This window comes from Halorhodospira halophila, assembly GCF_016653405.1.
Lineage (GTDB): Bacteria > Pseudomonadota > Gammaproteobacteria > Nitrococcales > Halorhodospiraceae > Halorhodospira > Halorhodospira halophila_A.
In genome coordinates, this window is record NZ_NHSN01000013.1 from 1 (window position 1) to 24,453 (window position 24,453).

A 24,453-nucleotide genomic window follows, 5' to 3' on the forward strand; every position below is an offset into this window, starting at 1 on the left:
CCCCAGCGCCCGATTGAGCAAGAAGAACGCCACCCCCACCAGCACACCAATGACAATCCGCTGCCCCGCCCCCGACGAACGTACCGCCGTGAATACCAGCGGAATGGTCACCAGCAACATCGCCAACGTCGCCAGCGGCGTCGCCACCTTCTCCCAAAGCGCCAACCGATACGGCCCGCTGTCGAGTTCATTGGCCTCCAGATAGCGGATGTACGTCCACAGCTCCGGCACCGGCAGCGTCGAGGGATCCGCCACCACCACGGCGAGCACCTCCGGGCTCAGCGCCCCCTCCCACGACCACTGCGCCAGCTCCCGGCGCTCCAGCTGATGCTCGCCGTAGACCGTCTTGACCACGTCCTCGAGCCGCCACTGTCCGTCGTGGTAGTGGGCGCCCTCGGCATCGATCCGCTCGGTCAGACGCCCCTCGACGAAGCGGAAGAGCGTCACCGACTCCAGGTGGGACGCCGAGCGCGGCCGCTCGGCGCGCAGGAAATCCCGCCCATCCCGGGCCCACAGCGCCCCGTCCGGTCCGGTGCGCAGCTCGTCGGCCTCGGACAGCCCGCGCACCGCCGCGGCCTGCCGCTCGGCCGGCGGCACCACCAACTCGCCCACCGCCGTCGCCAACAGGGCCAGGATCACCCCACCAACCAGCACCGCACCGGCGATCTGCACCACCGAGACCCCGGCGGCGCGCATGGCAGTCAGCTCCTGCCGGGCGGCCAGGGCACCCAGACCCATCAGGGCGCCGATGAGCGTTGCGAAGGGGAAGGCCTCGTAGGCCAGCGCCGGCGCCTCGAGCAGGGCCTTGAGCAGCATGGTGGGGGTATCCAGGTCGTCGTCGGCGACCCCGTCGACCATGCTAAAGACAAAATCCAAAGCGAGGATGGCGGCCAGGGCAACCAAGGACGCCGCGATAACCGTCCGCGCCAGGTAACCGGTGAGGATGCGCATCAGCCACGCCCCCGGGCCGCCGACCGCAGCCAACCCGGCCCAGCGCCGAAGCGCCGGCGGGTCCAGAGCACCACGGCCACCCCAGCCAGGACGTGGACCCACCACAGCCCCAGGGGGGCCGGCACGATACCCGCCTCCAGCCACTCGCGTCCGCTGCTCAGCAGCTGGAAATAGGCGACGAAGACCAGCACCGCGCTGAGCAGCTTGCCGTAGCGGCCATCGCGGGGCTCGGCCTTAGCCAGCGGCACCGCCAGCAGGCTCAGCACCACCACCATCACCGGCATGGAAAGCCGCCACTCGATCTCGGCCCGGTCCTGCAACCCGCCGGCGGCCCACAGCTCACCCATCGGCGTGCCCTCGCGGTCGCGGCTCACCTCCCGCGGCGTGCGGGTGTCGATCAACAGCCCGTGGCGATCGAAAGCCGTCACCCGCCAGTCCAGCTGCCCCGGATGACCGTCGTAACGGTACCCGTCCTCAAAGACGAAGAAACGCTGCCCCGTCTCCGGGTCGATCAGCTGCCGGCCCCGGTCAGCGCGGATGACGGTCTCCAGCTCGCCATCGCGGGCGTGGGCGAAGACCTCGCGCAGCACGCCGTCGCCCTCGGTACGGCTGGCGTAGACCGTGCCGGCGTCACCGCCGCCGATGAACCGGCCGGCCTGCAACGCACCGAGATCCGCGGTGCGTGCCGCCTGTTCGGCGTAGACATCAGCGGTGTGCGAGGCCCACGGTGCCGCCACGGTGGACAGCCCCCCCACGGCCAGCGCCACCGGCACGGCCAACAGGAGCAGGCCGCGCATCTGCCGCCCGGGGCCCACGCCGCAGGCGGCGAGCACGGGCAGCTCGCTGTCGCGGTAGAGCCGGCCCAGCGCCAGGACGATGCCGAGGAACAGCGCCGCCGGGATCACCACACCCAGATAGCGCAGGATCTGCAGGCCCATGAGCACGGCCACCGCCCCGCCGGGCAGATCCCCACCGGCGGCATCGGCCAGGTAGTCGATGAGCTGGTTCGCCGACAGGACCGCGAAGAGTACGGCGAGCACGGCCAGCGCCGCCCAGGCCGCCTCGCGGACCAGATAGCGATCGATGATGGTCAGACCCAAGGGTGACGGCCCCATCCCGGCGTGCGCTGCAAAAAAGCTACACGATTCCGTAGACTGTGCGTCTGCGCAAGGCAACCGACGCAGCGCGGCCGAGCATAACCGAGCCAGCGCGCGGTGACGAGGGCACGGGAGACTTCCATGGAGCTCAGGACCAAAAGCGGCGATCCGGCACGGCAACGCACGGCGTGCGTGGTAGTGGGCGTCTACGAGCGCCGACGGATGAGCGAGGCGGCGCGGGCGGTGGATACCGCCAGCGACGGCTACATCAGCCATCTGCTGCGCCGGGAGGATCTCGACGGCGAGGCCGGGCAAACCCTGCTGCTGCCCGACTGCCCCGGGGTGCGCACCGACCGCGTGCTGCTCGTCGGCTGCGGGCGCGAGCGCGACTTCAGCGAGCGCACCTACCGCAAAGCCGTCGCCGCCGCCGCCCGCGCCCTGGAACAGGCCGGCACCGGCGAGGCGACCCTGTTCCTGCCCGAGCTGCCGGTCCGCGGCCGCGACGTGGCCTGGCGCGTGGCCACCGCGGCCGAGCTGCTCGAGACCACGCTGTACCGCTTCGACGCCTACAAGAGCGACCCGCGCCCGCCGCGCCGCCCGCTGCGCCAAGCCACACTGGCCGTGCCGCGCCGCGCCGATCTGCGTCGCGCCCAGCCGGCCCTGACGCTGGGCCAGGCCGCCGGACGCGGCGCCAACTTCACCCGCGACCTGGGCAACACCCCGGCGAACATCTGCACCCCCGGCTATCTGGGCGAGCAGGCCGAGGCACTGGCCGAGCGCTTTGACAGCGTCCACGCGGAAGTCCTTGGCCCGGCACAGCTCGAAGAGCAGGGCCTGGCGGCCCTGATGGCCGTGGCCCGGGGCGCCGAGACGCCGCCCCGGCTGATCGTGATCCATTACCGCGGCGGCGCCGACGATCAGGCGCCGGTGGCGCTGGTCGGCAAGGGCATCACCTTCGACAGCGGCGGCATCTCCATCAAGCCGTCGGCGAGCATGGACGAGATGAAGTACGACATGTCCGGCGCCGCCGCCGTCTTCGGCGCCGTCCACGCCGCCGCCGAAGCGCAGCTGCCGCTCAATCTGGTGGCCATCATCCCGGCCACCGAGAACATGCCCGACGGCCGCGCCACGCGCCCCGGGGACATCATCGACAGCCTGGACGGCCAGCGCATCGAGGTGCTCAACACCGACGCCGAGGGCCGCCTGGTGCTGGCCGACGGCCTGGCCTACACCCGGCGCCTGGAGCCGAGCGAGGTGGTCGACGTGGCCACCCTCACCGGCGCGGCCATCGTCGGACTCGGCCACCATCGCCACGCGGTGATGGGCAACGCCCCGGGGCTGGTGCGTGACCTGCTGCAGGCCGGCGAGCGCGCTGCCGACCGCGGCTGGGAGCTGCCCCTGGACGAGGAGTACGACGAGCAGCTGCGCTCGCCCTTCGCCGACGTGGCCAACATCGGCGGGCAGCCGGCGGGCACCATCACCGCCGGCTGCTTCCTGCAGCGCTTCGCCCGCGGACTGCGCTGGGCGCACCTGGACATTGCCGGCACGGCCTGGAAAAGCGGTGAGCACAAGGGCGCCACCGGCCGTCCGGTCCCGCTGCTCACTCACTTCCTCGCCGGCCGTGCCGGCTGGACCCTGTGAGCCGGGTCGACTTCTACATCCTCGGCGGTCCCGGCGCAGCGCTGCGCGAGCGCTTCGCCTGCCGGCTCGCCGAGAAGGCGTACGAAAACGGCTACGGCGTGCTGCTGCTCACCGAGGACGACGAACAGAGCGAGCGGCTCGACGCCCTGCTGTGGACCTTCCGCCAGGGCAGCTTCGTCCCCCACGCCACCCTCGCCGCCCGCGACGGCGAACCGGTGGCGGTGGGCCGCGACGAGCACGCCGCCGACGACGCCGTACTGGTCAACCTCACCGAGCACACCCCGGCCACCTGGCGGGAGCGCCGGCGCGTGGCCGAGGTGGTCGACCAGCGCGAGGCGGTCCTGCGCGCCAGCCGCCAGCGCTACCGCCTCTACAAGGAGGCCGGCTGCGAGCCGCACACCCACCGCATCGAGGAGGGGCGCCGATGAACCCGTCCAACGACAAGCCGCAACCGCCGCTGCTCTACGACGTCGTCGTCCCCGGCGAGCAGGTGCGCGCCAACGACGGCCCGTGGCTGCGTCCCGAGGCCGACGGCGACGCCCCCGGGGAGCAGCCGCAGCCGCCCTTCGCGGAGGCGGCAGCAGCGCCCGCCGCCTCCGAGCCCTCAACGGCGCATGATGCCGCGCAAGCGCCGCCGGCCGGAGCGGCGTCCCCCCTAACCGCGGCGCAGCGCGCCGATATCGAGCGCCACGCCACCCGGGAGCTGGCCCGGCACCTGCGCAGTGAACTCGAGCGCCGCCTGCCCGACGCCCTGCGCGAGGCCGAGGCGCCCATCCGCAAGGCGGTGGACGATGCGCTGATCGACGCCGTGGCGGCCAGCCGCCGCCAGCAGCCGCCGGAGGAGCCGAGCGGCGGCTCCGGGGGCACCACCCCCGGAGCGGACGACTCCGAATATCCGAACACGAACCAACCCGCACCGAATCGCTGAGGATCGAGGCCCCGATGGAGAAGACGTACGACCCGAGCGCAATCGAGTCCCGACTCTACGAGCTCTGGGAGCAGGGCGGCCACTTCGCCCCCTCCGGCGAGGGCAGCCCGTACTGCATCATGATCCCGCCGCCGAACGTCACCGGCACCCTGCACATGGGGCACGCCTTCCAGGACACGGTGATGGACGCCCTGGTGCGCTACCACCGCATGGAGGGCCACAACACCCTCTGGCAGCCGGGCACCGACCACGCCGGGATCGCCACGCAGATGGTCGTCGAGCGCCAGCTCGAGGCCGAGGGGCTGAGCCGCCACGACCTGGGCCGCGAACCATTCCTGGAGCGCGTCTGGCAGTGGAAGGCGGAGTCCGGCGGCACCATCCAGAACCAGCTGCGCCGCATGGGCGCCTCCGTGGACTGGAGCCGCGAGCGGTTCACCATGGATGAGGGCCTCTCCGAGGCGGTCACCGAGGTCTTCGTCCGCCTCTACGAGGAGGACCTGCTTTACCGCGGCGAGCGCCTGGTCAACTGGGACCCGGTGCTGCACACCGCCGTCTCGGACCTGGAGGTGGTCTCCGCCGAGGAGCAGGGCCACATCTGGCACATGGTCTACCCCCTCGCCGACGGCAGCGACTCCGTGGTGGTGGCCACCACCCGCCCGGAGACCATGCTCGGCGACACCGCCGTGGCGGTGAATCCGGAGGACGAGCGCTACACCCACTTGATCGGCAAGAGCGTGCGCCTGCCCCTGGTCGGCCGCGAGATCCCGATCATCGGCGACGACTACGTCGACCCGAGCTTCGGCAGCGGCTGCCTGAAGATCACCCCGGCCCACGATTTCAACGACTTCGCCGTCGGCGAGCGCCACGGCCTGGCGCGGATCAACGTCCTGACCGAGGATGCGCGCATCAACGACAACGCCCCGGAGTGCTATCAGGGCCTGGATCGCTACGAGGCGCGCGAGCGGGTGGTCGAGGACCTGCGCGCCGAAGGCCTGCTCCAGCAGGTCGAGGACCATAAGCTGATGGTCCCCCGGGGCGACCGCAGCGGGGCGGTGATCGAGCCGTACCTGACCTGGCAGTGGTTCGTGCGCGCCGAGCCCCTCGCCCGCCCGGCCATCCAGGCCGTCGAAGACGGGCGCATCCGCTTTATCCCCGGCAACTGGGACAAGACCTACTACGAGTGGCTGCGCAACATCGAGGACTGGTGCATCTCGCGGCAGATCTGGTGGGGCCACCGCATCCCGGCCTGGTACGACGAGCAGGGCCAGGTCTACGTCGGCCGCTCCGAAGCCGAGGTCCGCGAGCGCCACGGCCTGGGCGATGCGGTGCTGACCCGCGACGAGGACGTCCTCGACACCTGGTTCTCCTCCGCCCTGTGGCCCTTCTCGACCCTGGGCTGGCCGCAGCAGACCGAGGCGCTGCGCACCTTCTACCCGACCTCGGTGCTGGTTACCGGCTTTGACATCATCTTCTTCTGGGTGGCCCGGATGATCATGTTCGGGCTGCACTTCATGGGCGATGTCCCGTTCCGCGAGGTCTACATCCACGGCCTGGTCCGTGACCCCGAGGGGCAGAAGATGTCCAAGTCGAAGGGCAACGTCCTCGACCCGCTGGACATCGTCGACGGCATCGACCTGGAATCGCTGGTGGCCAAGCGCACCGCCGACATGATGCAGCCACAGCTGGCCGAGCGCATCGAGCAGATGACCCGCCGCCACTACCCGGAGGGCATCAAGGCCCACGGCACCGACGCCCTGCGCTTTACCTTCGCCTCGCTGGCGACCACCGGGCGCGACGTCGTCTTCGACCTCGGCCGCGTGGAGGGCTACCGCAACTTCTGCAACAAGCTCTGGAACGCCGCCCGCTACGTGCTGATGAACACCGAGGGTGCCGACTGCGGCAGCGGCGGGCCGGTGGAGCTGGGCGCGGCCGAGCGCTGGATCCGCTCGCGACTCGATTGCACCGTCGCCGAGGTCCGTCAGGCCTTTGCCGACTACCGCCTGGACCAGGCCGCGCAGGCGATCTACGAGTTCACCTGGGACGAGTACTGCGACTGGTATCTGGAGCTCTCCAAGCCGGCCCTGCGCGAGGGCACCGAGGCCCAGGCCCGCGGCACCCGCCAGACGCTGATCCAGGTCCTCGAGGAGCTGCTGCGCCTGACCCATCCGCTAATGCCGTTTATCACCGAGGCGATCTGGCAGCGCGTCGCCCCGGTGGCCGGCATCACCGGTGAGACCATCATGCGCCAGCCCTACCCGACCCCGCTGGCCGAGCGGCGCGATGAGACCGCCGAGGCGGAGATCGACTGGGTGCAGCGGGTGATCCTCGGCGTGCGGCGGATCCGCGGCGAGATGGACATCTCACCGAGCCGGCCGGTGCCGGTGCTGCTGCGCCACGCCGGCGAGCGCGACCGGGCCCGCCTGGCCGAGCACGAGGGATTCGTCACCACCCTGGCCCGGCTCGAGTCGATCCGCGTCCTCGAGGCCGACGAGCAGCCGCCGGAGTCGGCCCTCGCCCTGGCCGGCGAGATGGAGGTCCTGGTGCCCATGGCCGGGCTGGTGGACAAGGACGCCGAACTCGCCCGCCTGGCCAAGGAGCGCGCCCGGCTCGAGGGGGAGATCGAGCGCGCCGAGAAGAAACTCGGCAACGAGAGCTTCGTCGCCAAGGCGCCGGCCGAGGTGGTGGACAAGGAGCGGGCGAAGCTCACCGAGGCGCAGCAGGCGCTGGAGAAGGTCGCCGAGCAGGAGCGGCGGGTGGAGGCGCTTTAGAACGGGGGCGTCACCGCTCTGGCCATGATCAGCGCATCCTCACGGCCGTCGGCGGCCGGATAGTAGTCCGGCCGCCGGCCCACCTCATGGAAGCCGTGGCGCTCGTAGAGGGCGATTGCCGCGGTGTTGGAGGGTCGCACCTCCAGGAAGAGGTTCTCGGCCTGCATCACCTCGGCGCGCTCGACGGCCACGCGCAGCAGATGAGCGGCGATGCCCTGGCGCCGCCAGTCGGGGTCGACGCAGATATTGAGGATGCTCCCCTCGCCGCCGGCGCAGCTGACCACCAGGTAGCCGAGGAGCTCGCGCCCGTGCGCTTGGACGAAACAGCCGTAGCCGGCCGCCATGCAGTCGCGGAAGATGCGTCCGCTCCAGGGATAGGCCACCGAGCGCTGCTCGATGGCGAGCACAGTACGAAGATCCTCGTAGGTCATCGGCCGGGGTTTGCCGATTGAATCCGCCATGGCTGTTTCTTGCTTGTTATGGGCAGCCCCGGAAGCACTACTGCATCCGTGCGATCGCGAAGATCGCCGCCAGGATCACGGCCGTCTGCCCGGCAAGTAGACCGACCAGCCAACGCAGGACGCTGGCGCGCAGCTGCTCGATCTCCTTTTGCAACCGCAGTTCCGTCTCGCGCAGGTGCGTCTGTGTCGCCAGGTCCTTGACCTCCGGATCCTTGACCTCCGGATAGCGCTCCTCCATACGCTCGAACGCCTCCGCGATCAGACGCGCGCGCGTTTTATCGTCAGGCGCGGAGGCCAGCTGCTCGTAGAGTTCGACAACGGAAGTCATGCCTTCGACGCTAGCACCAGCGAGATCCGACGGCAACGCGGTAGGCCCTGGGCATCGGCCGCCGCTCTATCCCACCTGCTTGGGCACCGAGTCGTTCTCCACTAGCGCGCGGATCCGCTTGAGATCCTGCCACACCTTGGCCTTCTCACCGGGGGAGCGCAGCAGGTAGGCCGGGTGGTAGGTCACCCAGACCGGGATCGACTGCTCGCCGTAATGGTGGAGCTGCCCGCGCAGCTTGGCCAGCGGTGCTTTCGTTTCCAGCAACTGCTGTGCTGCCACCCGCCCGAGGGCGACGATGGCCTTCGGCTCCAGGAGCTCGAGCTGCCGGCGCAGGTAGGGGGTGCAGGCGGCCACCTCGTCGGGCCGCGGATCGCGATTGCCCGGCGGCCGGCACTTGACGATGTTGCCGATGTAGACCCCGCCGCGGTCGCGGCCGCGATCGATGGCGGCGAGCATGGCATCAAGAAGCTGCCCGGCGCGGCCGACGAAGGGCTCACCCTGACGATCCTCCTCCGCACCGGGCCCCTCGCCGATGATCACCAGATCCGCCTGCCGATCGCCGACCCCGAAGACCGTCTGCGTGCGCCCCTCGCAGAGCTTGCAGGCCTGACACCCGGCCACCCGCGCCGCCAGGGCGTCCCAGTCGAGGCCGTCGCAGTCGTTGCTCGGATCGGCCGGCGCCGCGGGGGTAACCGGCTCCGGTGCGGCGGCAGCCTGCCCGCCCGTCTTGTCCTCGGGGGTCGCGGTGGCGGAGGCATCGGACGTCGCCGGCACCGCACTCTCTGCGGCACCACGCTCCGGCGGATGGCCGTCGACCGCCGTCCGCGCCGGGCCGTCACCGGCGGCGCCGGCGGCAGTCGACGCCAACGGCGCCTCCGGCTCTAGCACGGCGGCGTCGCGGGGGATGTAGCAGTCCACCCCCAGCCGGCGCAGGTAGCTGAGCCGCCGGGTATCCACGCCCTAGACGTCCGCGGCCTGGGGGTGGCGCCGATCCGGCGAGGCGAGGAGCTTGTTCAGGGCGTTGATGTACGCCTTCGCCGAGGCGATGACGATGTCCACATCGGCGCCCTGGCCGTTGGCCACGCGGCCGCCGCGCTCCAGCCGCACGGTGACCTCACCCTGGGAGTCGGTGCCGGAGGTGATGTTGTTCACCGAGTAGAGCAGCAGCTCGGTGCCCGACTGCACCAGCGAGTCCACCGCCATGAACGCCGCATCCACCGCACCGCTGCCCGGGGCCACGGCCTGGCGCTCCTCGCCGTCGATCAGCAGCGAGACGGTGGCCTCCGGCTGCTCGCCGGTCTCGGAGCAGACGTGCAGCGAGAGCAGCCGGATGCGCTCGTTCTCCAGCGCCGCGCCGGCCTCGGTGACCAGCGCCTGCAGGTCCTCGTCGAAGATCTCGTGCTTCTTGTCGGCCAGCGTCTTGAAGCGCGCGAAGGCCTCGTTGAGCTGCTCCTCGGAGTCGAGATGGATGTCCAGCTCCTCGAGCCGCGAGCGGAAGGCGTTGCGGCCGGAGTGCTTGCCCAGGACCATGCGGTTGGTGTGCCAGCCGACGTCCTCGGCGCGCATGATCTCGTAGGTCTCGCGGTGCTTGAGCACGCCGTCCTGGTGAATGCCGGACTCGTGGGCGAAGGCGTTGACGCCGACGATGGCCTTGTTCGGCTGCACGTGGAAGCCGGTGATGTTGGCCACCAGCTTCGACGTAGGCACGATCTCGCGCGCGTTGATCCGCGTCGAGCAGGAGAAGACGTCCTGGCGGGTCTTGACCGCCATGACCACCTCCTCGAGCGCGGCGTTGCCGGCGCGCTCGCCCAGACCATTGATGGTGCACTCCACCTGCCGCGCCCCGGCCTGGACCGCGGCCAGGGAATTGGCCACCGCCACGCCCAGGTCGTTGTGGCAGTGCACCGAGAAGACCGCCTTGTCCGAGTTGGGGATGCGCTCGCGCAGGGTGCGGATCAGCCCGCCGAACTGCTCCGGCAGGTTGTAGCCCACCGTATCCGGGATGTTGATCGTCCGCGCGCCGGCGTCGATGGCCGCCTCGATGATCCGGCAGAGGAAATCGTGCTCGGAGCGCCCGGCGTCCTCCGGCGAGAACTCCACGTCGTCGCACAGCTGCCGGGCCAGACTCACCGCGTGCACCGCCGCATCCACCACCTGATCCGGGGTCATGTGCAGCTTGTTCTGCATGTGGATCGGCGAGGTGGCGATGAAGGTGTGTATGCGCCCGGCCTCGGCCTGGGCCAGGGCCTCGCCGGCGGCGTGGATATCGGGATCCCGGGCCCGGGCCAGGGCGCAGACCCGGCTCTCCTTGATGGCCTCGGCCACGGCCCGGACGCTCTCGAAGTCGCCGCTGCTCGCCGCCGGGAAGCCGGCCTCGAGGACGTCGACGCGCATGCGCTCAAGCCCCTTGGCGATGCGCACCTTCTCCTCGCGGGTCATGGAGGCGCCGGGGCTCTGCTCCCCGTCGCGCAGCGTGGTATCGAAGATGTAGAGATGGTCGCTTGCACCCATGGCTGCTCAGCCCTGTGTCGTGGCGGCCTACGCCGCCGAATGGAATACGTTCACGGCGCCGCCGCGGGCGCCCGTGCAGAAACGGTCGTGGGGAAGGATTCGAGCCGGCCGTCAGGCCGGCAGTCGATCCCCGCCGCGCAGGCGGGCGTTGCTAAGCAGCCGCACGCCGCCAGCGCCGCTGCAGCGAAGCCAGCGGACGTGGGGCGCGGGATTGGCCGGGCAGGTATTCATGATGCCTTCGAATATATCGCCGCAGCGCCGCCCGGGCAAGCGTTCAGGCGCGCCGGTGGCGACGCCGGCGGCGCAGCCGCAGCACGGTCAGCACCGGGCCGGAGAACATGTAGATCAAAAAGCCCAGACAGATCGCCGTCGGCGGGTGCACCGCCACCAGCGCCATGGCCAGCACCAGCCCCACCACCGAGGTGAACCGCACCCGGTAGCGGAAGTCGAGCTCCTTGAAGCTCTCGTAACGGACGTTGCTGACCATCAGCACCGCCCCCAGTAGCACCACCACCCCCACCGGGATGGCGGCCTCAAGCCCGGTCAGCCCGATACGGTCGCCGAACCAAACCAGACCGACCACCGCCCCGGCAGCTGCCGGACTGGGCAGCCCCTGGAAGTGGCGCTTGTCGTCCACCCCGCTCTGGGTGTTGAACCGCGCCAGGCGCAGCGCGGCCCCGGCGACGAAGAGGAAGGCCACCAGCCAGCCAACGTTATCCCAGGGCGTGCCGGCGCCGGTGTTGCCCAGCGCCCACAGGAAGGCCACCGCCGCCGGGGCGAGGCCGAAGCTGACCATATCGGCCAGGGAGTCGTACTGCACCCCGAAGTCGCTCTGCGTCCCGGTCAGCCGCGCCACCCGGCCGTCGAGGCCGTCGAAGACCATGGCCACCAGCACGGCCACCGCGGCGCGACCGAACTCGCCGTCGATGGCGGAGATCACCGCCATGAAGCCGAAGAACAGGCACCCCGTGGTGAACAGGTTCGGCAGCAGGAAGATGCCGCGCCGACGGACCCGCTTATTCATGCCGCGCCCCCGGCGCCGTATCCAGCGGGAGGCCGTCGGCGTTCCAGGCCATCACCCCGCCCTGCAGGTTGAAGACCGGCTCGAAGCCGTGCCGGGTGAGCAGGTGCGCCGCGCCGGCCGAGCGCATGCCGCTATGGCAGTAGACCACCACGGGACCACCACCCGGGCAGTGGCCGCGCAGCTCCTGCAGACGCCGACGCAGTTGATGCTTGGGGATGTGCACGGCGCCGGGGAGGACGCCGCCGCGGACCTCGGGACCGGTCCGCACATCGAGGAACAGGGTCTCGCCGTCGTTGACCCGGCGCACCGCCTCGGCCACCGGCAGCGGCCGATAGCGACGCGTCAGGCGACGCCAGAGCAGCCGCCCGCCGAGCACCGCCACGGCGGCGATCGCGACGAAACGGACAGGGTCCTGCTCGATCCAGTGAAGCAGCTCGGTCATGGGGCTCCCGGCGCCACCGGCGGGCGGGCCCGACGGGCCCGCCCCACGCGCGGACGCTGGCTCAGTCGCGGTCGACCAGCTTGTTGGCCGCGATCCACGGCATCATGCCGCGCAGACGCTCGCCCACCTCCTCGATGGGGTGCTCGGCGGCCAGCCGGCGGCGGGCGTGCAGGGTCGGCGCGCCGGCCTTGTTCTCCAGCACGTACTCCTTGGCGAAGTCGCCGTTCTGGATCTCCTCGAGGATCTCGCGCATCGCCTCGCGGGACTCCTCGTTGATGACCCGCGGGCCGCGGGTGAAGTCGCCGTACTCGGCGGTGTTGGAGACCGAGTAGCGCATATTCGCCAGGCCGCCCTCGTAGAGCAGATCCACGATCAGCTTGGTCTCGTGCAGGCACTCGAAGTACGCCATCTCGGGGGCGTAGCCGGCCTCCACCAGCGTCTCGAAGCCGGCCTCGATCAGCGCGGCGATGCCGCCGCAGAGCACGGTCTGCTCGCCGAACAGATCGGTCTCGGTCTCCTCGCGGAAGGAGGTCTCGATGATCCCGGAGCGGCCGCCGCCGTTGGCCACGGCGTAGGCCAGGGCGATCTCCTTGGCCTGGCCGCTGGCGTCCTGCTCGATGGCGATCAGCGACGGCACGCCGGCGCCGGCGACGTAGGTCGAGCGCACGGTGTGGCCGGGGCCCTTGGGGGCGATCATGATCACATCGTGATCGGCCGCCGGCTGGATCTGGCCGTAGTGGACGTTGAAACCGTGGGCGAAGGCGATCGCCGCGCCGTCCTTGAGGTTCGGCGCCACCTGCTGGTTGTAGATGTCCGGCGCCGCCTCGTCGGGGACGAGCATCATCACCACGTCGGCCCCCTGGGTGGCCTCCTCCACCGAGGCGACCTCCAGACCGGCCTCCTGGGCCTTCGCCGCCGAGCCCGAGCCCGGGCGCAGACCCACGACCACGTTGACGCCGGACTCCTTGAGGTTGTTGGCGTGGGCATGGCCCTGGGAGCCGTAGCCGATGATCGCCACGCGGCGGCTGGTGATCAGCGAAAGATCGGCGTCCTGATCGTAATAGACCTTCATGTTTCCCCCTGAACGGATTCGCGAGTCCGCCCGCCGCCGGGCGGGCGGGGATGAGACGGGACGGCGCTAGACGCGCAGATGGCGCTCGCCGCGGCTGATGCCGATGACACCGGAGCGGACCACCTCTAGGATGTTGCTCGGGCCGATGGCCTCGATGAAGGCGTCGAGCTTGTCGCTCGTGCCGGTCATCTCGATGGTATAGATCTTCTCGGTGACGTCGAGGATGCGGCCGCGGAAGATGTCCGTCAGGCGCTTGAACTCCTCGCGCTGCTCGGCGACGCCGGCGGTGACCTTGATCAGCATCATCTCGCGCTCGATGTGCTTGCCCTCGGTCATGTCCACGACCTTGATCACATCGAGCAGCTTGTTCAGCTGCTTGATGATCTGCTCGATGATCTGGTCGTCGCCGATGGTGACCAGGGTCAGCCGCGAGATGCTCGGGTCATCGGTGGGGGCGACCGTCAGGCACTCGATGTTGTAGCCACGGGCCGTGAACATGCCCGAGATGCGCGACAGCGCGCCGGACTCGTTCTCCACCAGCATCGAGATGATGTGCCGCATGTAGCTCTCCCCCGGACCGCAATGTGCGGAGTAAATGCGGGAAAATACTGGCCGGTGGGGCGGAGGTCAAGCAGGGGCCAGCCAACCTCTCCAGCGGCCGCCACCGCAACCGCCTCGGACGAGGGCACAGCCTACCATCTCGCCGATACGCGCCCATGACCGCGGTTTGACTCCCCTCGCGCGCGCGAGCTAATTTTTGGGTCGAAAGCCTGCGTGCAGGGAGAGATCATGCGGCACACAGGGAACCTCTGGATCGCCGGCCCGCTGACGTGCCTGATCGGCTTGGTTTCAACCTCAGCTACGGCCCAGACGCCGGGGCAGGATCAGGCCTCTTTTAGCCAGGAAATCTCGGTCCAGGAACCCGTCCAGGCCGGGATTGAGGAGCCGAACCCGCACATGAAGCTCAACGGAGGGGCCCCCATCACCGCCGGGGAGAGCGCCTCCGGAGAGTTCAAGTATCTCGTCAAGGGGTTCGGCCCCATGCAGATCACCTTTGACGAGTCGCTCCGACAAGGGCCCGATGGGGCCGAGGAGCATGCAGACCTGGAAGTACCGGGGACGCAGCGGGAGTTCGTCAAGCTGCTGCATGTGGATGACGGGGAGGTGACCGCAAAGACCGAGGAGGAAGCACCCTCCGGCAGCTATCAGTGGGAGGTCACCGTCACCGCCTCGTACGACTGGTGACACCGCCCCTAAACATCGCTAAAGCGCCGCCCAGGTAAGCGCCCCTCCCGGCTAGCAGCTCACTGCGACTCCAGACCGAGCTTCCCGGTCCGCTCCCAGTGGGCGATCTCGTCCAGCGGAGCCTGATCTGCGGGGACGATCACCGAGTCCCCATCGTCTGGATCACCATTGAGCATCTGCACCTCCTCGACCAACGCCGCTAGATCTTCGTCGGACATCGGGGCCTCCAGCCGCTCCAGCACATGCTCCAGGTGCTCGCGAAGGCTGTACCCCTCGTCGAATCCGAAGCGAATCTCTTCCACCGGGGAAGCTGGCTCAGCAGCCTGGACGATCTCACCATCATCGTGGATGGTCAGGTCGTAACCGCGGGCCAAGTCCCCATCGTCCTCAATGGCGACCCGCTGCGCGGTCGCTGATTGCGGCACGCCAAGGCGCTCCGCCTGCTCCTCGGAGGCCTGGATCCGGTAAGCGCCAGGGGGGAGTCGATCGAGGATGTAGAGGCCGTCAAAGACACTGCGCTCGCTGCGCACGACCTCGCCGCTCTCGGCATCGACCGCTTCCACCTCGAAGCCCGAGACCTCCTCGGGGTCGTACAGCCCGCGCCGCCGCTGCACTGTACCGTCCACCTCCCCGGTCTCGTGCAAGGCGTACTCCACGGGCAGCACCCTGCCGGGGCGCGGCTTGAAGCTCACCCCCTCCTTGGCCGGCCGCACGAAGGGGTTCTCGATGGAGCCGACATCAACCTCAACATTGACCGGCTCGTGTGGCTCCAGTCGGGCCACCCAGGCCTCACCGTCCTCGTTACTGGCCCCGCACTGACGGTCGGCACAGACCTCGACATTCTCCACGGGCTCCCCGTCCTGGTGCACGCGGGCCAGGACGGCGCCGTGATCGTAGCCGCGCCCGGCCTCCGGATCGGGATACCAGCCGCCATCCGGATGGGGCAGACCGCCGACGTCCACGCCGACCGAGACCTGCCAGCTCCCCTCGGTATCGATCTGGCCCCGCCCCGACAGCCGCCAGTACTCGCGGCTCGTGCGGGAGAGCCCCAGCCGTAGGCGGTGGGGGCGATCGTTGAAGCTCCCGCGCAGGCTAGCGCTGCCGCGCCAGTTCGCGTTGAGGTCCTGGCTGTGCTCAGCGTTAGCGCTGTCCATCTCCGCCTCGGGGGCGAGGTCGTAGCTGACCCCGAGGCTCAGCCGCCCCTGGCGATGGCGGCCCCAGCGGGTTTGGAGGCTTCCCCGCGCTGCGGGATCCTCGTCATCCGTCCGGCTGACGCGGAGCGAATGCCTCAGGCGCTGCCCACCGATGGTCACGTTTTCGCGGGTGCGCAGCCGCTGCCAGGTGGATTCGCCGTCCGCCGACTCCTGGTGCTCATAGCGCAGCCGCGTGCGCAATGGCCCGAGGGAGCCGGCGGCCTGGAGCTCATGGCCGTGGCGCAGCTCGCCGCTGACGCGGCTGCGGATGGCGTCGCCCTCGAGGCCATCCACATGGGTGTACTCGTAGCCGAGATCCAGCGGCCCCAGCCCCCGATCCAGGGACAGCCGCCAGGCGCTGCCATCCTCGCGATCGAAGGCACCGCGCACACGGCCCCAGACGCCCAGGGCGCTGAAAGCGGCGTCCGCACCCACAAGCTCGCGCTCGGCCGGAGCCGCCTGCTCATCGGGCTCCTGGTAGTGGACGTCCGCGCCGACAGTCACGGCCTCGGTCACGCCGACATCCACCCGCCCGGCAGCGCTCCGGACGTGCTCATCGGCTGGGTCCTGCTCGTAGAGGCTCTCGCCCTCCCGGACGGCGTCGAGGCTGTAGTGCACCCTGCCCGGGGGCAGCAGCCCGGGGCCGATCTCGATGGTGCGCGTGATGGTCTCCCGCTCACCGTGCGGCCCGTAGAACTCGATGGTGTAGGGGTTGGTGCCCGGCCGGGCGTCGATGTCGTCGAACTCGAGGCGGTCCGTATCGACGTCCTGGGCGAAGTCGATCAGGTCACCGTCGCGATAGAGTTCGACATCCCAGCCCTCGGGGACCTCGATCTCGATTGTCTGATCGGTGAAGGTCGTTCGCGCCACGCCCTCCGGACGGTTGGTCGCGGTCACCCCCATCCCGGAGCGACCGCGGCGGACCAGGTCATAGCGCGGCGGATTGACCCGACCTAGCTCGTAGCGCTCCAAAGCCGGGTGGCTAACCTGCTGGCCGAGCACGCCGTCGAATCGGCGGAGGCCATCCTCGTCATTGGCCAGGAGCCGCCACTCCGACTCGTGCCAGAGCACATCACCGGCCCCTGCAAGATCGCCCCGTGTAGCGGTCTGCTCGTCGTTCAGCCGCTGGTCGAGGCTCAGGGACCATGCGGGGCGAGTCAGCGCGCGCCGCGGGAGCGGCTCCCGGGGCAGCCACGCCTCCCCCTCGTCGGCGGGAGCCCCGTCGCGAAGCTCCGCCCAGCGGGACTCGCGCTCCAGCCGGCTGAGCACAGGAAGCTCCTCCTCAGCGCGCATGTGGATCTCGGCATCGCGCGGGCGGTGCTCGAAGTCCACGGGCAGGAACGCCTGGATGGCCTCCTCCCGGAGGTAGAGGTCATCGTGCTCCTGGATCCAGTCCTCGTCCCCGAGGACCAGGGGGTCGCCTCCGACCTTGCCCATGCCGCTCTCGGCGTCGAAGGAGACCGTGCGGTCGGGATCGAGGACCCACCCAGTCACCTCGCCCTCGCGGGGTTGCACGTCCAGCGCCAACTCCAGGTGGCTGGCGATCTGCCCGAGGGGGTAGTAGACCGCTTCCCCCTCCTGGATCAGGTATTCGGTATCGGCGAGCATGTAGCCCTCTAGGCTGAGGCGGACGATCATGTCGCTCCGCGCTTCCTCGTCCGCCTCCTCGAGGGCATCCAGTGAGAGGGGGCTCGATGCGAGGCCGATCGATGGCTGCAGCGCCAGGGAGAGGCCAACGAAACCGGCCAGGAGCGCGGCGCGGGCGGACACCACCCCGACCGGTCACTCGACCGTCACGACCTCTTCCGCGAGGACATGGCCGCCCTCGGGGGCCGGGCTCCCGTCCTCCGCCTCGTCGAAGGCCCGGTAGACCAGCCGCAGCCGGTCACCCGCCCGGATCCCGGCCTCGGCATTGTCGAGCTCGATGATGCGGTGATCCGCCATGGAGGCGGGCACCACGGCGCGGGAGCGCTCCAGGACCGGCTCCGCCTCACCCTCCCGGTAGACGGCCAAGTCGCCGTAGACGCCCCGCTCGCCGTTGCGCTCGAGCACCACCTCGAGGGTATCGTCATCCTCCTCGGCCACGCGGCGGACCTCGCCGAAGGCGGGCTCGGCCTCGGGCTCACCGTAGGTGATCGCCATGGGCACGCTCATGGCGAACAGGGTCTCGATCTCCACCGCCACCTCGTCCTCGCCGAGATCGTCGGCGAAGGCCTGGGCATCCCCGGTCGGCATGGTCCGGACCGCGAGCCGCGCCCGGTACTCGCCCGGCTCCAGGTTATCCGGGAAGCGGGCCATCATGCGCACGGTCTGGCTCTCGCCCGGCTCCAGCGTCATCTGCCGCGGATGGAACCGCACCAGGTCAGCCCCGTAGTAACCACGATCGCTGTTCGGAGGCTCGACCGGCTCCTTCAGCTCTGTGCCGGCGCGGGGTGTCACCTGCTCGTCCAGGACCAAGACGCGATACTCCTGGCGCTCGTCGCTGCGATTGAAGACCTGGACCTGCGTGGCGCGCTGCTGCTCATCCAGGAAGACGCGCTGCGGGGCGAGCTGCAACGAAGCCATCGCATCGCCCACCACCGCCAAGCTGAGCCCCGCAGCTGCCAGCCACGACGCGCCGAACGCGAGCCTGCGCATACGACCGACCTCCCCACACCTGAAAGAAAGGGCGGGGGCTCCGGCGTCCTCGCCTGCCCCCGCAAGGATCCCCGATCAGTTAGAAATCCGCGTAATCCACGTAGGCGTGGATCGTCGCGCTATAGGTCCCTGCCTCGATGTCCTCCGGGATCGGGGACTCGGTTGTGGCCTGATCGCCGTTGGCCTCACAGCCACAGACAATGATCGGGTACTCGTAAACACCATCGCCGTTCAGCTCAACGGGACCCTTCGAGAAGTCGAAGGTCGCCGAGAGCATCATCTCGAACGTGTCGGAGCCATTCTCCACCTCCAGGATGGCCCTCTTGTCATCGACCTCATCCAGATCGCCGTCCAGCTTGAGATTGACCAGCTTCTCCGGCTCGCCCTCGATCGTGAGCTGCGGCTCATTGTAGCTCTCGGGCAAGGGCTCGCCGGTAAAGAGCGGGTCATCCCAGGTTAGGTCCGGCTCGACCGTGACATTGAGCTCGGCAAGCTCCGTCACCTCGAGCGAGACCTCCATCGACTCCTCGGCATCGGACCCGTCCTGATCCGCCGATGCCGTACCTGCGACGACGGCGAGCACACTGGCCACCGTCCATGCCGCAACACTCTTGTGAGCCCGGCACGGTGGATAGCGCTTCCATCGGCTCATGGCTCACCTCCTCTAGCCTTGATTCAGCGGGCCCCTCTGCGGGGCCCGCGTTTCATCCTGCAGATCCTCGGCTGAGGAGGCACTTAGAAAGCCGTATAATCCGCCGTGATACTCACGCTCCCCTCATGTTCACCGGTGTCCGCGTTTTCATCGACCTCAACCGTCAACTCCCCGCCAGCATCCAAGTCATCTTCGTCGGGCAGACTGTCAGTAAAGTCCTCCGGGGTCGTGAGAGAGACACCAGTGCCATCGAAACCCGTCGACTCATAAGTAACCTGTACGTTCTCGCCGCCTTCGCCACTCACGCTAGCGTCAAAGGAATGATCCTCTTCCTGGCCTTGGACGTACTGGTCATCCAAACTCGGCTCATTATCAATCGTGACTTCCACCGCCTCCCAGACCTCGACCTCAACGTCGAAGCTGTCACTGTCCTCCCAGTCGTCGGCCGCGACATTCCCGGCCCCGATGGCCAGAACGGAACCCGCGGTCAGCGCCAGCGCACCCTTGGTCCAGTCGAACTTCCGCATGACTGCTTCTCCTCTGTTTCCCTGTGCGAATCCTTTGGTCTGCTTCAGCCAAGAAGCGACTTCCGGTGGTCCAGCCCCGGGTCATTTCTCCGGTCGTCGACCCGGGATTGGCTGGCACTTGGGACGCTACCAAAGCCCCCTGACCGTTTCCGTCCAGCTGTTCCGACGAATGGGCGCCCTCGATCGTCCGAAACATCAGACACCCGCGCACTGGCCGATCTGTCCATGGATCTGGACACTCCACCCTTCCATCGCCCGTCGCCCCTCCGGTTAACTAAACGTTTACCAGTGAGGGGCCGCAACGCGGCCCCGGGAGGAGCGCAAGCGCGGGGCCACTTGGACAAGGAGTGCACCGATGAGCACGGAGCTCGAGGTCTTCATCCGCCGCTGTGCCAACGAGCAGGGCCTGTCCCTGGCCGAGGTCGCCCGGCGGGCCGGGATGAGCCGGCAGTCGCTCTACGATTTCTGGTCCCGCGACGGGTATCCGAACCTGGGCACGGTGGCGGAGGTGGCCGAGGTGCTCGGGGTGCACCCGCTGCGGCTGCTGGAGCTGCAGTTCCCTGACCACGGCGACGGCGAGGATCGCTGCCACACCCTGCGCTGGAACCTGGACCGGGCCGGGCTGGCCGCCGCGCTGCTCGAGCACGGCCCACAGCCCGTCGTCGGCCTGGACGCTGAGGGCCGGGTGGCGCTCTGCAATCCGGCCGCCAGCGAACTCCTCCAGCGCCAACCGCAGCGGGTCCTGGGCGAGCCGGCCGAGCGCATCCTGCCCGGCGAGGCGCTGGCGCGGATCCGCACCCAGTGCCCGCTGATGACCGGTGACCCCGCCCCGCCCCACGCCACCCCGCGCGGCGGCGTCCGGCTGAGCACCCGTCGCGGCGAGGACGGCAGCCTGCTGCAGGCCCGGGCGCAGCTGATCGAGGCGCCGCTGCACGAGCGTCCGCTGGTCCTGCTGCTGCTCGACCCCCGGGAACCGGGCCCCGGGGCCACAGCCGAGGGGCCGCCACACCCCGTCGATCGGGAACCGCTTACCGGTCTCCCGGACCGGGACTCCACCGAGGCGCTGCTGCGCTGGACCATGCAGCGCGCCGAGGCCCGGGACACCGAGCTGGCCGTACTGGTAGTCCAGCTCGACGGCTTCGAGCGCACCGAGGCCGGGCTGGGTGCGGAGATCGCCGATCGGGTGGTGCACGGCGTCGCCGAGCGTATGGGCGGGCAGTTGCGCCACGCCGATCTGCTCGGCCACCTGGGACGCGGCCAGTTCGCCGCCATCCTGCCGGAGACCGGCTCGCGCAGCGGCGCCCTGCAGGTCGCGCAGCGCATCGGCCAGGCCCTCGAACAGCCGGTGGAGACCGGCACCTGCACCTGCCGGCTGCAGCCGCGCATCGGCATCGCCCTGTTCCCCGAGCACAGCCGCCACGCCGCCACACTGCTCGAGCAGGCGCGCTCGGCGGCCACGCACACCGCTGCGGACCACCAACCCGGGCAGATCGTCGAGCCAGACCTGGGCGATCGCGTCGCCCGGCGCGTGTCCCTGATCCGCGACCTGCGCCGGGCGCTGGATCGGCACACCCTCTGCGTCCATTACCAGCCGGTCTTCGATCTGGCCAGCGGTGAGCTCACCGCCCTGGAGGCCCTGCTGCGCTGGCCCGAGGATCCCACCCCCCAGCCCGGCATCGAGGAGGTCATCGACGCCGCCGAGCAGGCCGGCCTGCTCGGCGATCTGGACCGCTGGGTGGTGGAGCAGGTACTGGCCGACCTCGCCGACTGGCACGCCCAGGGGCGCCGCGTCCCGCGGGTGAGCGTCAATACCGCCGGGCGCACCCTGGGCACCGGCGCGCTGGATCCGGCGGTGCTCAGCAAGCGTCTGGAGCGGCTGGGCCTGCCGGCGCACACCGTGGACATCGAACTCTCCGAGCGCCAGCTGCTGGAGACCGGCGGCGCCGGCCATGAGGGCCTGGCCCACGCCCGCCGGCACGCCTTGGGGGTGACCATCGACGACTTCGGCACCGGCTACGCGTCGCTCGTCTCCCTGCGCGATCTCCCCGCCGGGCGGCTCAAGGTGGACCAGACGCTGATCCGGGACCTGCCAACGGACCCGGACCAACAGGCGCTAGTGACCAGCATCGCCGGGCTCGCCCAGCGCTTCGGTATGGGGCTGGCCGCCGAAGGGGTGGAAACCGGCCAGGAGGCGGAGCTGCTGCAGCAAATGGGGTTCAACGAGGCGCAGGGCTACCACTTCGGCCACCCCGCGCCGGCGGAGGTGATCGCCGGGCGGCTGACCGCGGCGTCCTGACCCGCTGCTCCCTTCGCCCCCGCGCCCTGCTGCGCTACCCTAGTCCGGTTCCGCGGCCCAGCCGTCGCCGAAGACCGGATCCAGACAGGGAGCGAATCGATGCGCGTCACCCGTTTTCCGCTATCCACCACCCGCGAGACCCCGGCCGACGCCGAGATCGTCAGCCACCAGCTGATGCTGCGCGCCGGCATGATCCGCCGCCTCTCCTCGGGGCTTTACACCTGGCTGCCCCTGGGGCTGCGCGTGCTGCAGAAGGTGGAGCGGATCGTGCGCGAGGAGATGAACCGCGCCGGGGCGCTGGAGGTGCTCATGCCCGCCGTGCAGCCGGCGGAGCTCTGGCAGGAGTCCGGGCGGTGGGAGAAGTACGGCCCGGAGCTGCTGCGCATCAAGGACCGCCACGACCGCGACTGCTGCTTCGGCCCCACCCACGAGGAGGTGATCACCGACCTCTTCCGCCGGGAGATCCGCAGCTACCGCCAGCTGCCGGTGAACTACTACCAGATCCAGACCAAGTTCCGCGACGAGATCCGCCCGCGCTTCGGCGTCATGCGCGCCCGTGAGTTCCTGATGAAGGACGCCTACTCCTTCCACCTCGATGAGGATGACCTGCGCGCCGAGTACCAGCGCATGCACGAGGCGTACTGCCGGATCTTCCAGCGCACCGGACTGGCCTTCCGGCCGGTGGAGGCCGACACCGGGGCGATCGGCGGCAGTGTCTCCCACGAGTTCATGGTCCTCGCCGACTCCGGCGAGGACGCCATCGCCGTGTGCGAGCCCAGCGGCTACGCCGCCAACGTCGAGCTGGCCCCGGCACTGCCGCCGCAGGAGCCGCGCCCGGCGCCCGGCGCGAACATGGAGGAGGTGGCCACACCGGAGCAGCGGACCATCGCCGAGGTGGCTGCCTATCTGGGGCTGCCCGAGTCGCGCAACCTCAAGACCCTGGTGGTCGAGGGCGCCGAGGGCGGACTGGTGGCGCTGCTGCTGCGCGGCGACCACGAGCTCAACGCGCTCAAGGCCGAGAAGCACCCGGCGGTCAAGGCGCCGCTGACCTTCGCCGAGGCCGAGCGCGTCGAGCGCGAGCTGGGCTGCCCGTTCGGATCGCTGGGGCCGGTGGGGCTGACGGGGATCCCCTTGATCGCCGACCACGCCGCCGCCGCGATGGCCGATTTTGCCTGCGGCGCCAACCGCGAGGGCTACCACCTGACCGGCGTCAATTGGGGCCGCGACCTGCCCGAGCCGGAGACCGCCGACCTGCGCGAGGTCGAGGCCGGCGACCCGAGCCCCGACGGCGAGGGCACCCTGACCCTGCGCCGCGGTATCGAGGTGGGGCACATCTTCCAGCTCGGCACCACCTACAGCGCGGCCATGGGCGCCAGCGTACTCGATGAGCAGGGCCAAGAGCGCACCGTGACCATGGGCTGCTACGGCATCGGCGTCTCGCGGGTGGTGGCCGCGGCCATCGAGCAGAACCACGACGATCAGGGCATCTGCTGGCCGGCGCCCATCGCCCCGTTCCAGGTCGCCCTGGTGGCCATCAAGGCCGAGGATCCGGCGGTGGCCGAGGCCGCCGAGGCGCTCTACGGTGAGCTGACCGCCAGCGGCATCGATGTCCTCTACGACGACCGCGACGCCCGCCCCGGGGTGAAGTTCGCCGACATGGAGCTGATCGGCATCCCCCACCGGGTGGTGGTCAGCCCCCGGGCGATCCAGGACAGCAGCGTGGAATACAAGGGTCGCCAAGACGACAACCCCACCAGCGTCCCCCGCACGGAGATCGTGACATGGCTGAAGAACCGTCTGACCTAGGCCCTCGCGGCCGCGTCCTCATCGCCGGCTGCGGCCGCATCGGCCAGGCCCTGGGCAGCCGCCTGGCCGCCGGCGGGGCCGAGGTCTTCGGCCTGCGCCGCCAGCCCGAGGGCCTGCCCGAGGGGATCACCCCGATCGCCGCCGACCTCGAGGACCCGGCGACCCTGGCCGAGGCGGTGCCCACCGGGCTCGATACCGTCTACTACATCGTCACCCCAGGGAGCTACGACGACGACGGCTACCGCCGCGCCTTCGTCGACGGCCTGCACAACCTCGCCGGCGTGCTGCGTCGCCACCCGGCCGCGCCGCGGCGGCTGGTCTTCGTCTCCAGCACCGCCGTCTACGGCCAGCAGGCCGACGAGTGGATCGACGAGGACAGCCCCACCGAGCCCGGGCGCTTCTCCGGGCAGCGCCTGCTCGAGGCCGAGGCCATCGCCCTCGCCGGCCCGTGGGCCGGGGTGGCCGCCCGCTACGGCGGCATCTACGGCAGCGGCCGCGACTTCCTCATCCGCAAGGTCGAGGCCGGCGAGCCGTGCCAGGAGGGGCAGTACACCAACCGCATCCACAGCGAGGACGTGGTCGGCAGCCTCGCCCACCTCGGCCGCGACGAGGTTCCCGGCGGGGTCTACCTCGGGGTGGATGACGCCCCCTCGACCCAGTGCGAGGTGATGGACGGCATCGCCGAGTTGCTCGGCGTACCGCGACCCCCGCGCGGCGAACCGGGCAGCGGCGGCATGCGCGGGGTAGGCAGCAAGCGCGGCTCGAACCGCAAGCTCAAGGCCAGCGGCTACTGCTTCCGCTACCCGACGTTCCGGGAGGGGTATGCCGCACTGATCGGCGGCGGGGCGTAGCGCGCCGGCGCACGCGGCCGGTG

General features: G+C 70.1%; 21 protein-coding genes and 1 pseudogene. 8 read left to right on the forward strand and 14 right to left on the reverse strand.

The genetic code is table 11. The features are described from left to right. The coding region (lptG, locus tag CCR79_RS03850; protein WP_201168952.1) for an LPS export ABC transporter permease LptG at nucleotides 1-951 on the reverse strand (951 nt) is incomplete at its 3' end. After that, nucleotides 951-2,066, reverse strand: a complete 1,116-nt coding sequence (lptF, locus tag CCR79_RS03855; RefSeq protein ID WP_201168953.1) for an LPS export ABC transporter permease LptF — start codon at nucleotides 2,064-2,066, stop codon at nucleotides 951-953. The genes lptG and lptF, both read right to left, overlap by 1 nt. A 123-nt stretch (nucleotides 2,067-2,189) precedes the next feature. Here lptF and CCR79_RS03860 point away from each other — a divergent pair, with 123 nt between their 5' ends. Genes CCR79_RS03860 through CCR79_RS03875 form a run of 4 tightly spaced genes read left to right on the forward strand, consistent with a single transcriptional unit; the run spans nucleotide 2,190 to nucleotide 7,385 of the window. Then, complete coding sequence (locus CCR79_RS03860; RefSeq protein WP_201168954.1) at nucleotides 2,190-3,689, forward strand: leucyl aminopeptidase; 1,500 nt, start codon at nucleotides 2,190-2,192, stop codon at nucleotides 3,687-3,689. Then, nucleotides 3,686-4,117 carry a DNA polymerase III subunit chi gene (locus tag CCR79_RS03865; protein WP_201168955.1) on the forward strand — a complete coding sequence of 144 codons (432 nt, stop codon included), beginning with the start codon at nucleotides 3,686-3,688 and terminating at the stop codon, nucleotides 4,115-4,117. The genes CCR79_RS03860 and CCR79_RS03865 overlap by 4 nt, the downstream gene beginning before the upstream one ends. Continuing rightward, nucleotides 4,114-4,617: a hypothetical protein gene (locus CCR79_RS03870; protein ID WP_201168958.1), complete on the forward strand. Its 504-nt coding sequence runs from the start codon at nucleotides 4,114-4,116 to the stop codon at nucleotides 4,615-4,617. Before CCR79_RS03865 ends, CCR79_RS03870 begins: the two co-directional genes overlap by 4 nt. Before the next feature lie 14 nt (nucleotides 4,618-4,631). Then, a complete protein-coding gene (locus CCR79_RS03875) occupies nucleotides 4,632-7,385 on the forward strand; it encodes a valine--tRNA ligase (protein ID WP_201168964.1) in 2,754 nt (917 codons plus the stop codon). Here CCR79_RS03875 and rimI read toward each other — a convergent pair. The 8 genes and pseudogenes from rimI to ilvN form a co-directional block, all read right to left on the reverse strand. After that, nucleotides 7,382-7,846, reverse strand: coding sequence for a ribosomal protein S18-alanine N-acetyltransferase (gene rimI / locus CCR79_RS03880; RefSeq protein WP_201168966.1), 465 nt, complete (start codon nucleotides 7,844-7,846; stop codon nucleotides 7,382-7,384). The two genes, CCR79_RS03875 and rimI, sit on opposite strands and share 4 nt — an antisense overlap. 118 nt (nucleotides 7,847-7,964) lie before the next feature. Next, nucleotides 7,965-8,174, reverse strand: a pseudogene (locus CCR79_RS03885) (DUF1640 domain-containing protein); the annotation flags it as partial. Nucleotides 8,175-8,240: 66 nt separating this feature from the next. Next, nucleotides 8,241-9,131 carry a uracil-DNA glycosylase family protein gene (locus CCR79_RS03890; protein ID WP_201168968.1) on the reverse strand — a complete coding sequence of 297 codons (891 nt, stop codon included), beginning with the start codon at nucleotides 9,129-9,131 and terminating at the stop codon, nucleotides 8,241-8,243. A 3-nt stretch (nucleotides 9,132-9,134) separates the two neighbouring features. Beyond that, entirely contained in the window at nucleotides 9,135-10,685 is a 1,551-nt protein-coding gene (locus CCR79_RS03895) for a 2-isopropylmalate synthase (RefSeq protein WP_201168970.1), read from the reverse strand. A 274-nt stretch (nucleotides 10,686-10,959) separates the two neighbouring features. Continuing rightward, nucleotides 10,960-11,709, reverse strand: a complete 750-nt coding sequence (gene pssA / locus CCR79_RS03900; RefSeq protein WP_201168972.1) for a CDP-diacylglycerol--serine O-phosphatidyltransferase — start codon at nucleotides 11,707-11,709, stop codon at nucleotides 10,960-10,962. Continuing rightward, a complete protein-coding gene (locus tag CCR79_RS03905; RefSeq protein WP_201168974.1) occupies nucleotides 11,702-12,151 on the reverse strand; it encodes a rhodanese-like domain-containing protein in 450 nt (149 codons plus the stop codon). The genes pssA and CCR79_RS03905 overlap by 8 nt, the downstream gene beginning before the upstream one ends. 61 nt (nucleotides 12,152-12,212) lie before the next feature. Further along, the gene (ilvC, locus tag CCR79_RS03910; protein WP_304119233.1) at nucleotides 12,213-13,241 is read right to left on the reverse strand and encodes a ketol-acid reductoisomerase; all 1,029 of its coding nucleotides are present in this window, start codon (nucleotides 13,239-13,241) and stop codon (nucleotides 12,213-12,215) included. Between the two features lie 48 nt (nucleotides 13,242-13,289). Next, the gene (gene ilvN / locus CCR79_RS03915) at nucleotides 13,290-13,784 is read right to left on the reverse strand and encodes an acetolactate synthase small subunit (RefSeq protein ID WP_011813499.1); all 495 of its coding nucleotides are present in this window, start codon (nucleotides 13,782-13,784) and stop codon (nucleotides 13,290-13,292) included. 228 nt (nucleotides 13,785-14,012) lie between these two features. On the opposite strand from ilvN, the gene CCR79_RS03920 reads away from it, so the two are divergent. After that, nucleotides 14,013-14,468 (forward strand): hypothetical protein, encoded by a 456-nt coding sequence (locus CCR79_RS03920; RefSeq protein WP_201168977.1) that lies wholly within the window; start codon nucleotides 14,013-14,015, stop codon nucleotides 14,466-14,468. Between the two features lie 59 nt (nucleotides 14,469-14,527). On the opposite strand, the gene CCR79_RS03925 is transcribed toward CCR79_RS03920, so the two are convergent. From CCR79_RS03925 to CCR79_RS03940, 4 genes are all read right to left on the reverse strand, one after another. Continuing rightward, nucleotides 14,528-17,434 (reverse strand): hypothetical protein, encoded by a 2,907-nt coding sequence (locus CCR79_RS03925; RefSeq protein ID WP_201168978.1) that lies wholly within the window; start codon nucleotides 17,432-17,434, stop codon nucleotides 14,528-14,530. 9 nt (nucleotides 17,435-17,443) lie between these two features. Continuing rightward, nucleotides 17,444-18,298 carry a molecular chaperone gene (locus CCR79_RS03930; protein WP_201168981.1) on the reverse strand — a complete coding sequence of 285 codons (855 nt, stop codon included), beginning with the start codon at nucleotides 18,296-18,298 and terminating at the stop codon, nucleotides 17,444-17,446. A 79-nt stretch (nucleotides 18,299-18,377) separates the two neighbouring features. After that, nucleotides 18,378-18,950, reverse strand: coding sequence for a hypothetical protein (locus CCR79_RS03935; protein ID WP_201168983.1), 573 nt, complete (start codon nucleotides 18,948-18,950; stop codon nucleotides 18,378-18,380). Between the two features lie 83 nt (nucleotides 18,951-19,033). Further along, nucleotides 19,034-19,477 carry a DUF4402 domain-containing protein gene (locus CCR79_RS03940; RefSeq protein ID WP_201168985.1) on the reverse strand — a complete coding sequence of 148 codons (444 nt, stop codon included), beginning with the start codon at nucleotides 19,475-19,477 and terminating at the stop codon, nucleotides 19,034-19,036. A gap of 355 nt (nucleotides 19,478-19,832) precedes the next feature. Between CCR79_RS03940 and CCR79_RS03945 the strand changes: the two genes are divergently transcribed. The 3 genes from CCR79_RS03945 (at nucleotide 19,833) to CCR79_RS03955 (ending at nucleotide 24,430) form a co-directional block, all read left to right on the forward strand. After that, complete coding sequence (locus CCR79_RS03945) at nucleotides 19,833-21,773, forward strand: EAL domain-containing protein (protein WP_201168989.1); 1,941 nt, start codon at nucleotides 19,833-19,835, stop codon at nucleotides 21,771-21,773. 99 nt (nucleotides 21,774-21,872) lie between these two features. Further along, nucleotides 21,873-23,579, forward strand: coding sequence for a proline--tRNA ligase (locus CCR79_RS03950; RefSeq protein ID WP_201168992.1), 1,707 nt, complete (start codon nucleotides 21,873-21,875; stop codon nucleotides 23,577-23,579). Then, the gene (locus CCR79_RS03955) at nucleotides 23,555-24,430 is read left to right on the forward strand and encodes an SDR family oxidoreductase (protein WP_201168996.1); all 876 of its coding nucleotides are present in this window, start codon (nucleotides 23,555-23,557) and stop codon (nucleotides 24,428-24,430) included. Before CCR79_RS03950 ends, CCR79_RS03955 begins: the two co-directional genes overlap by 25 nt. Nucleotides 24,431-24,453 lie beyond the last annotated feature (23 nt).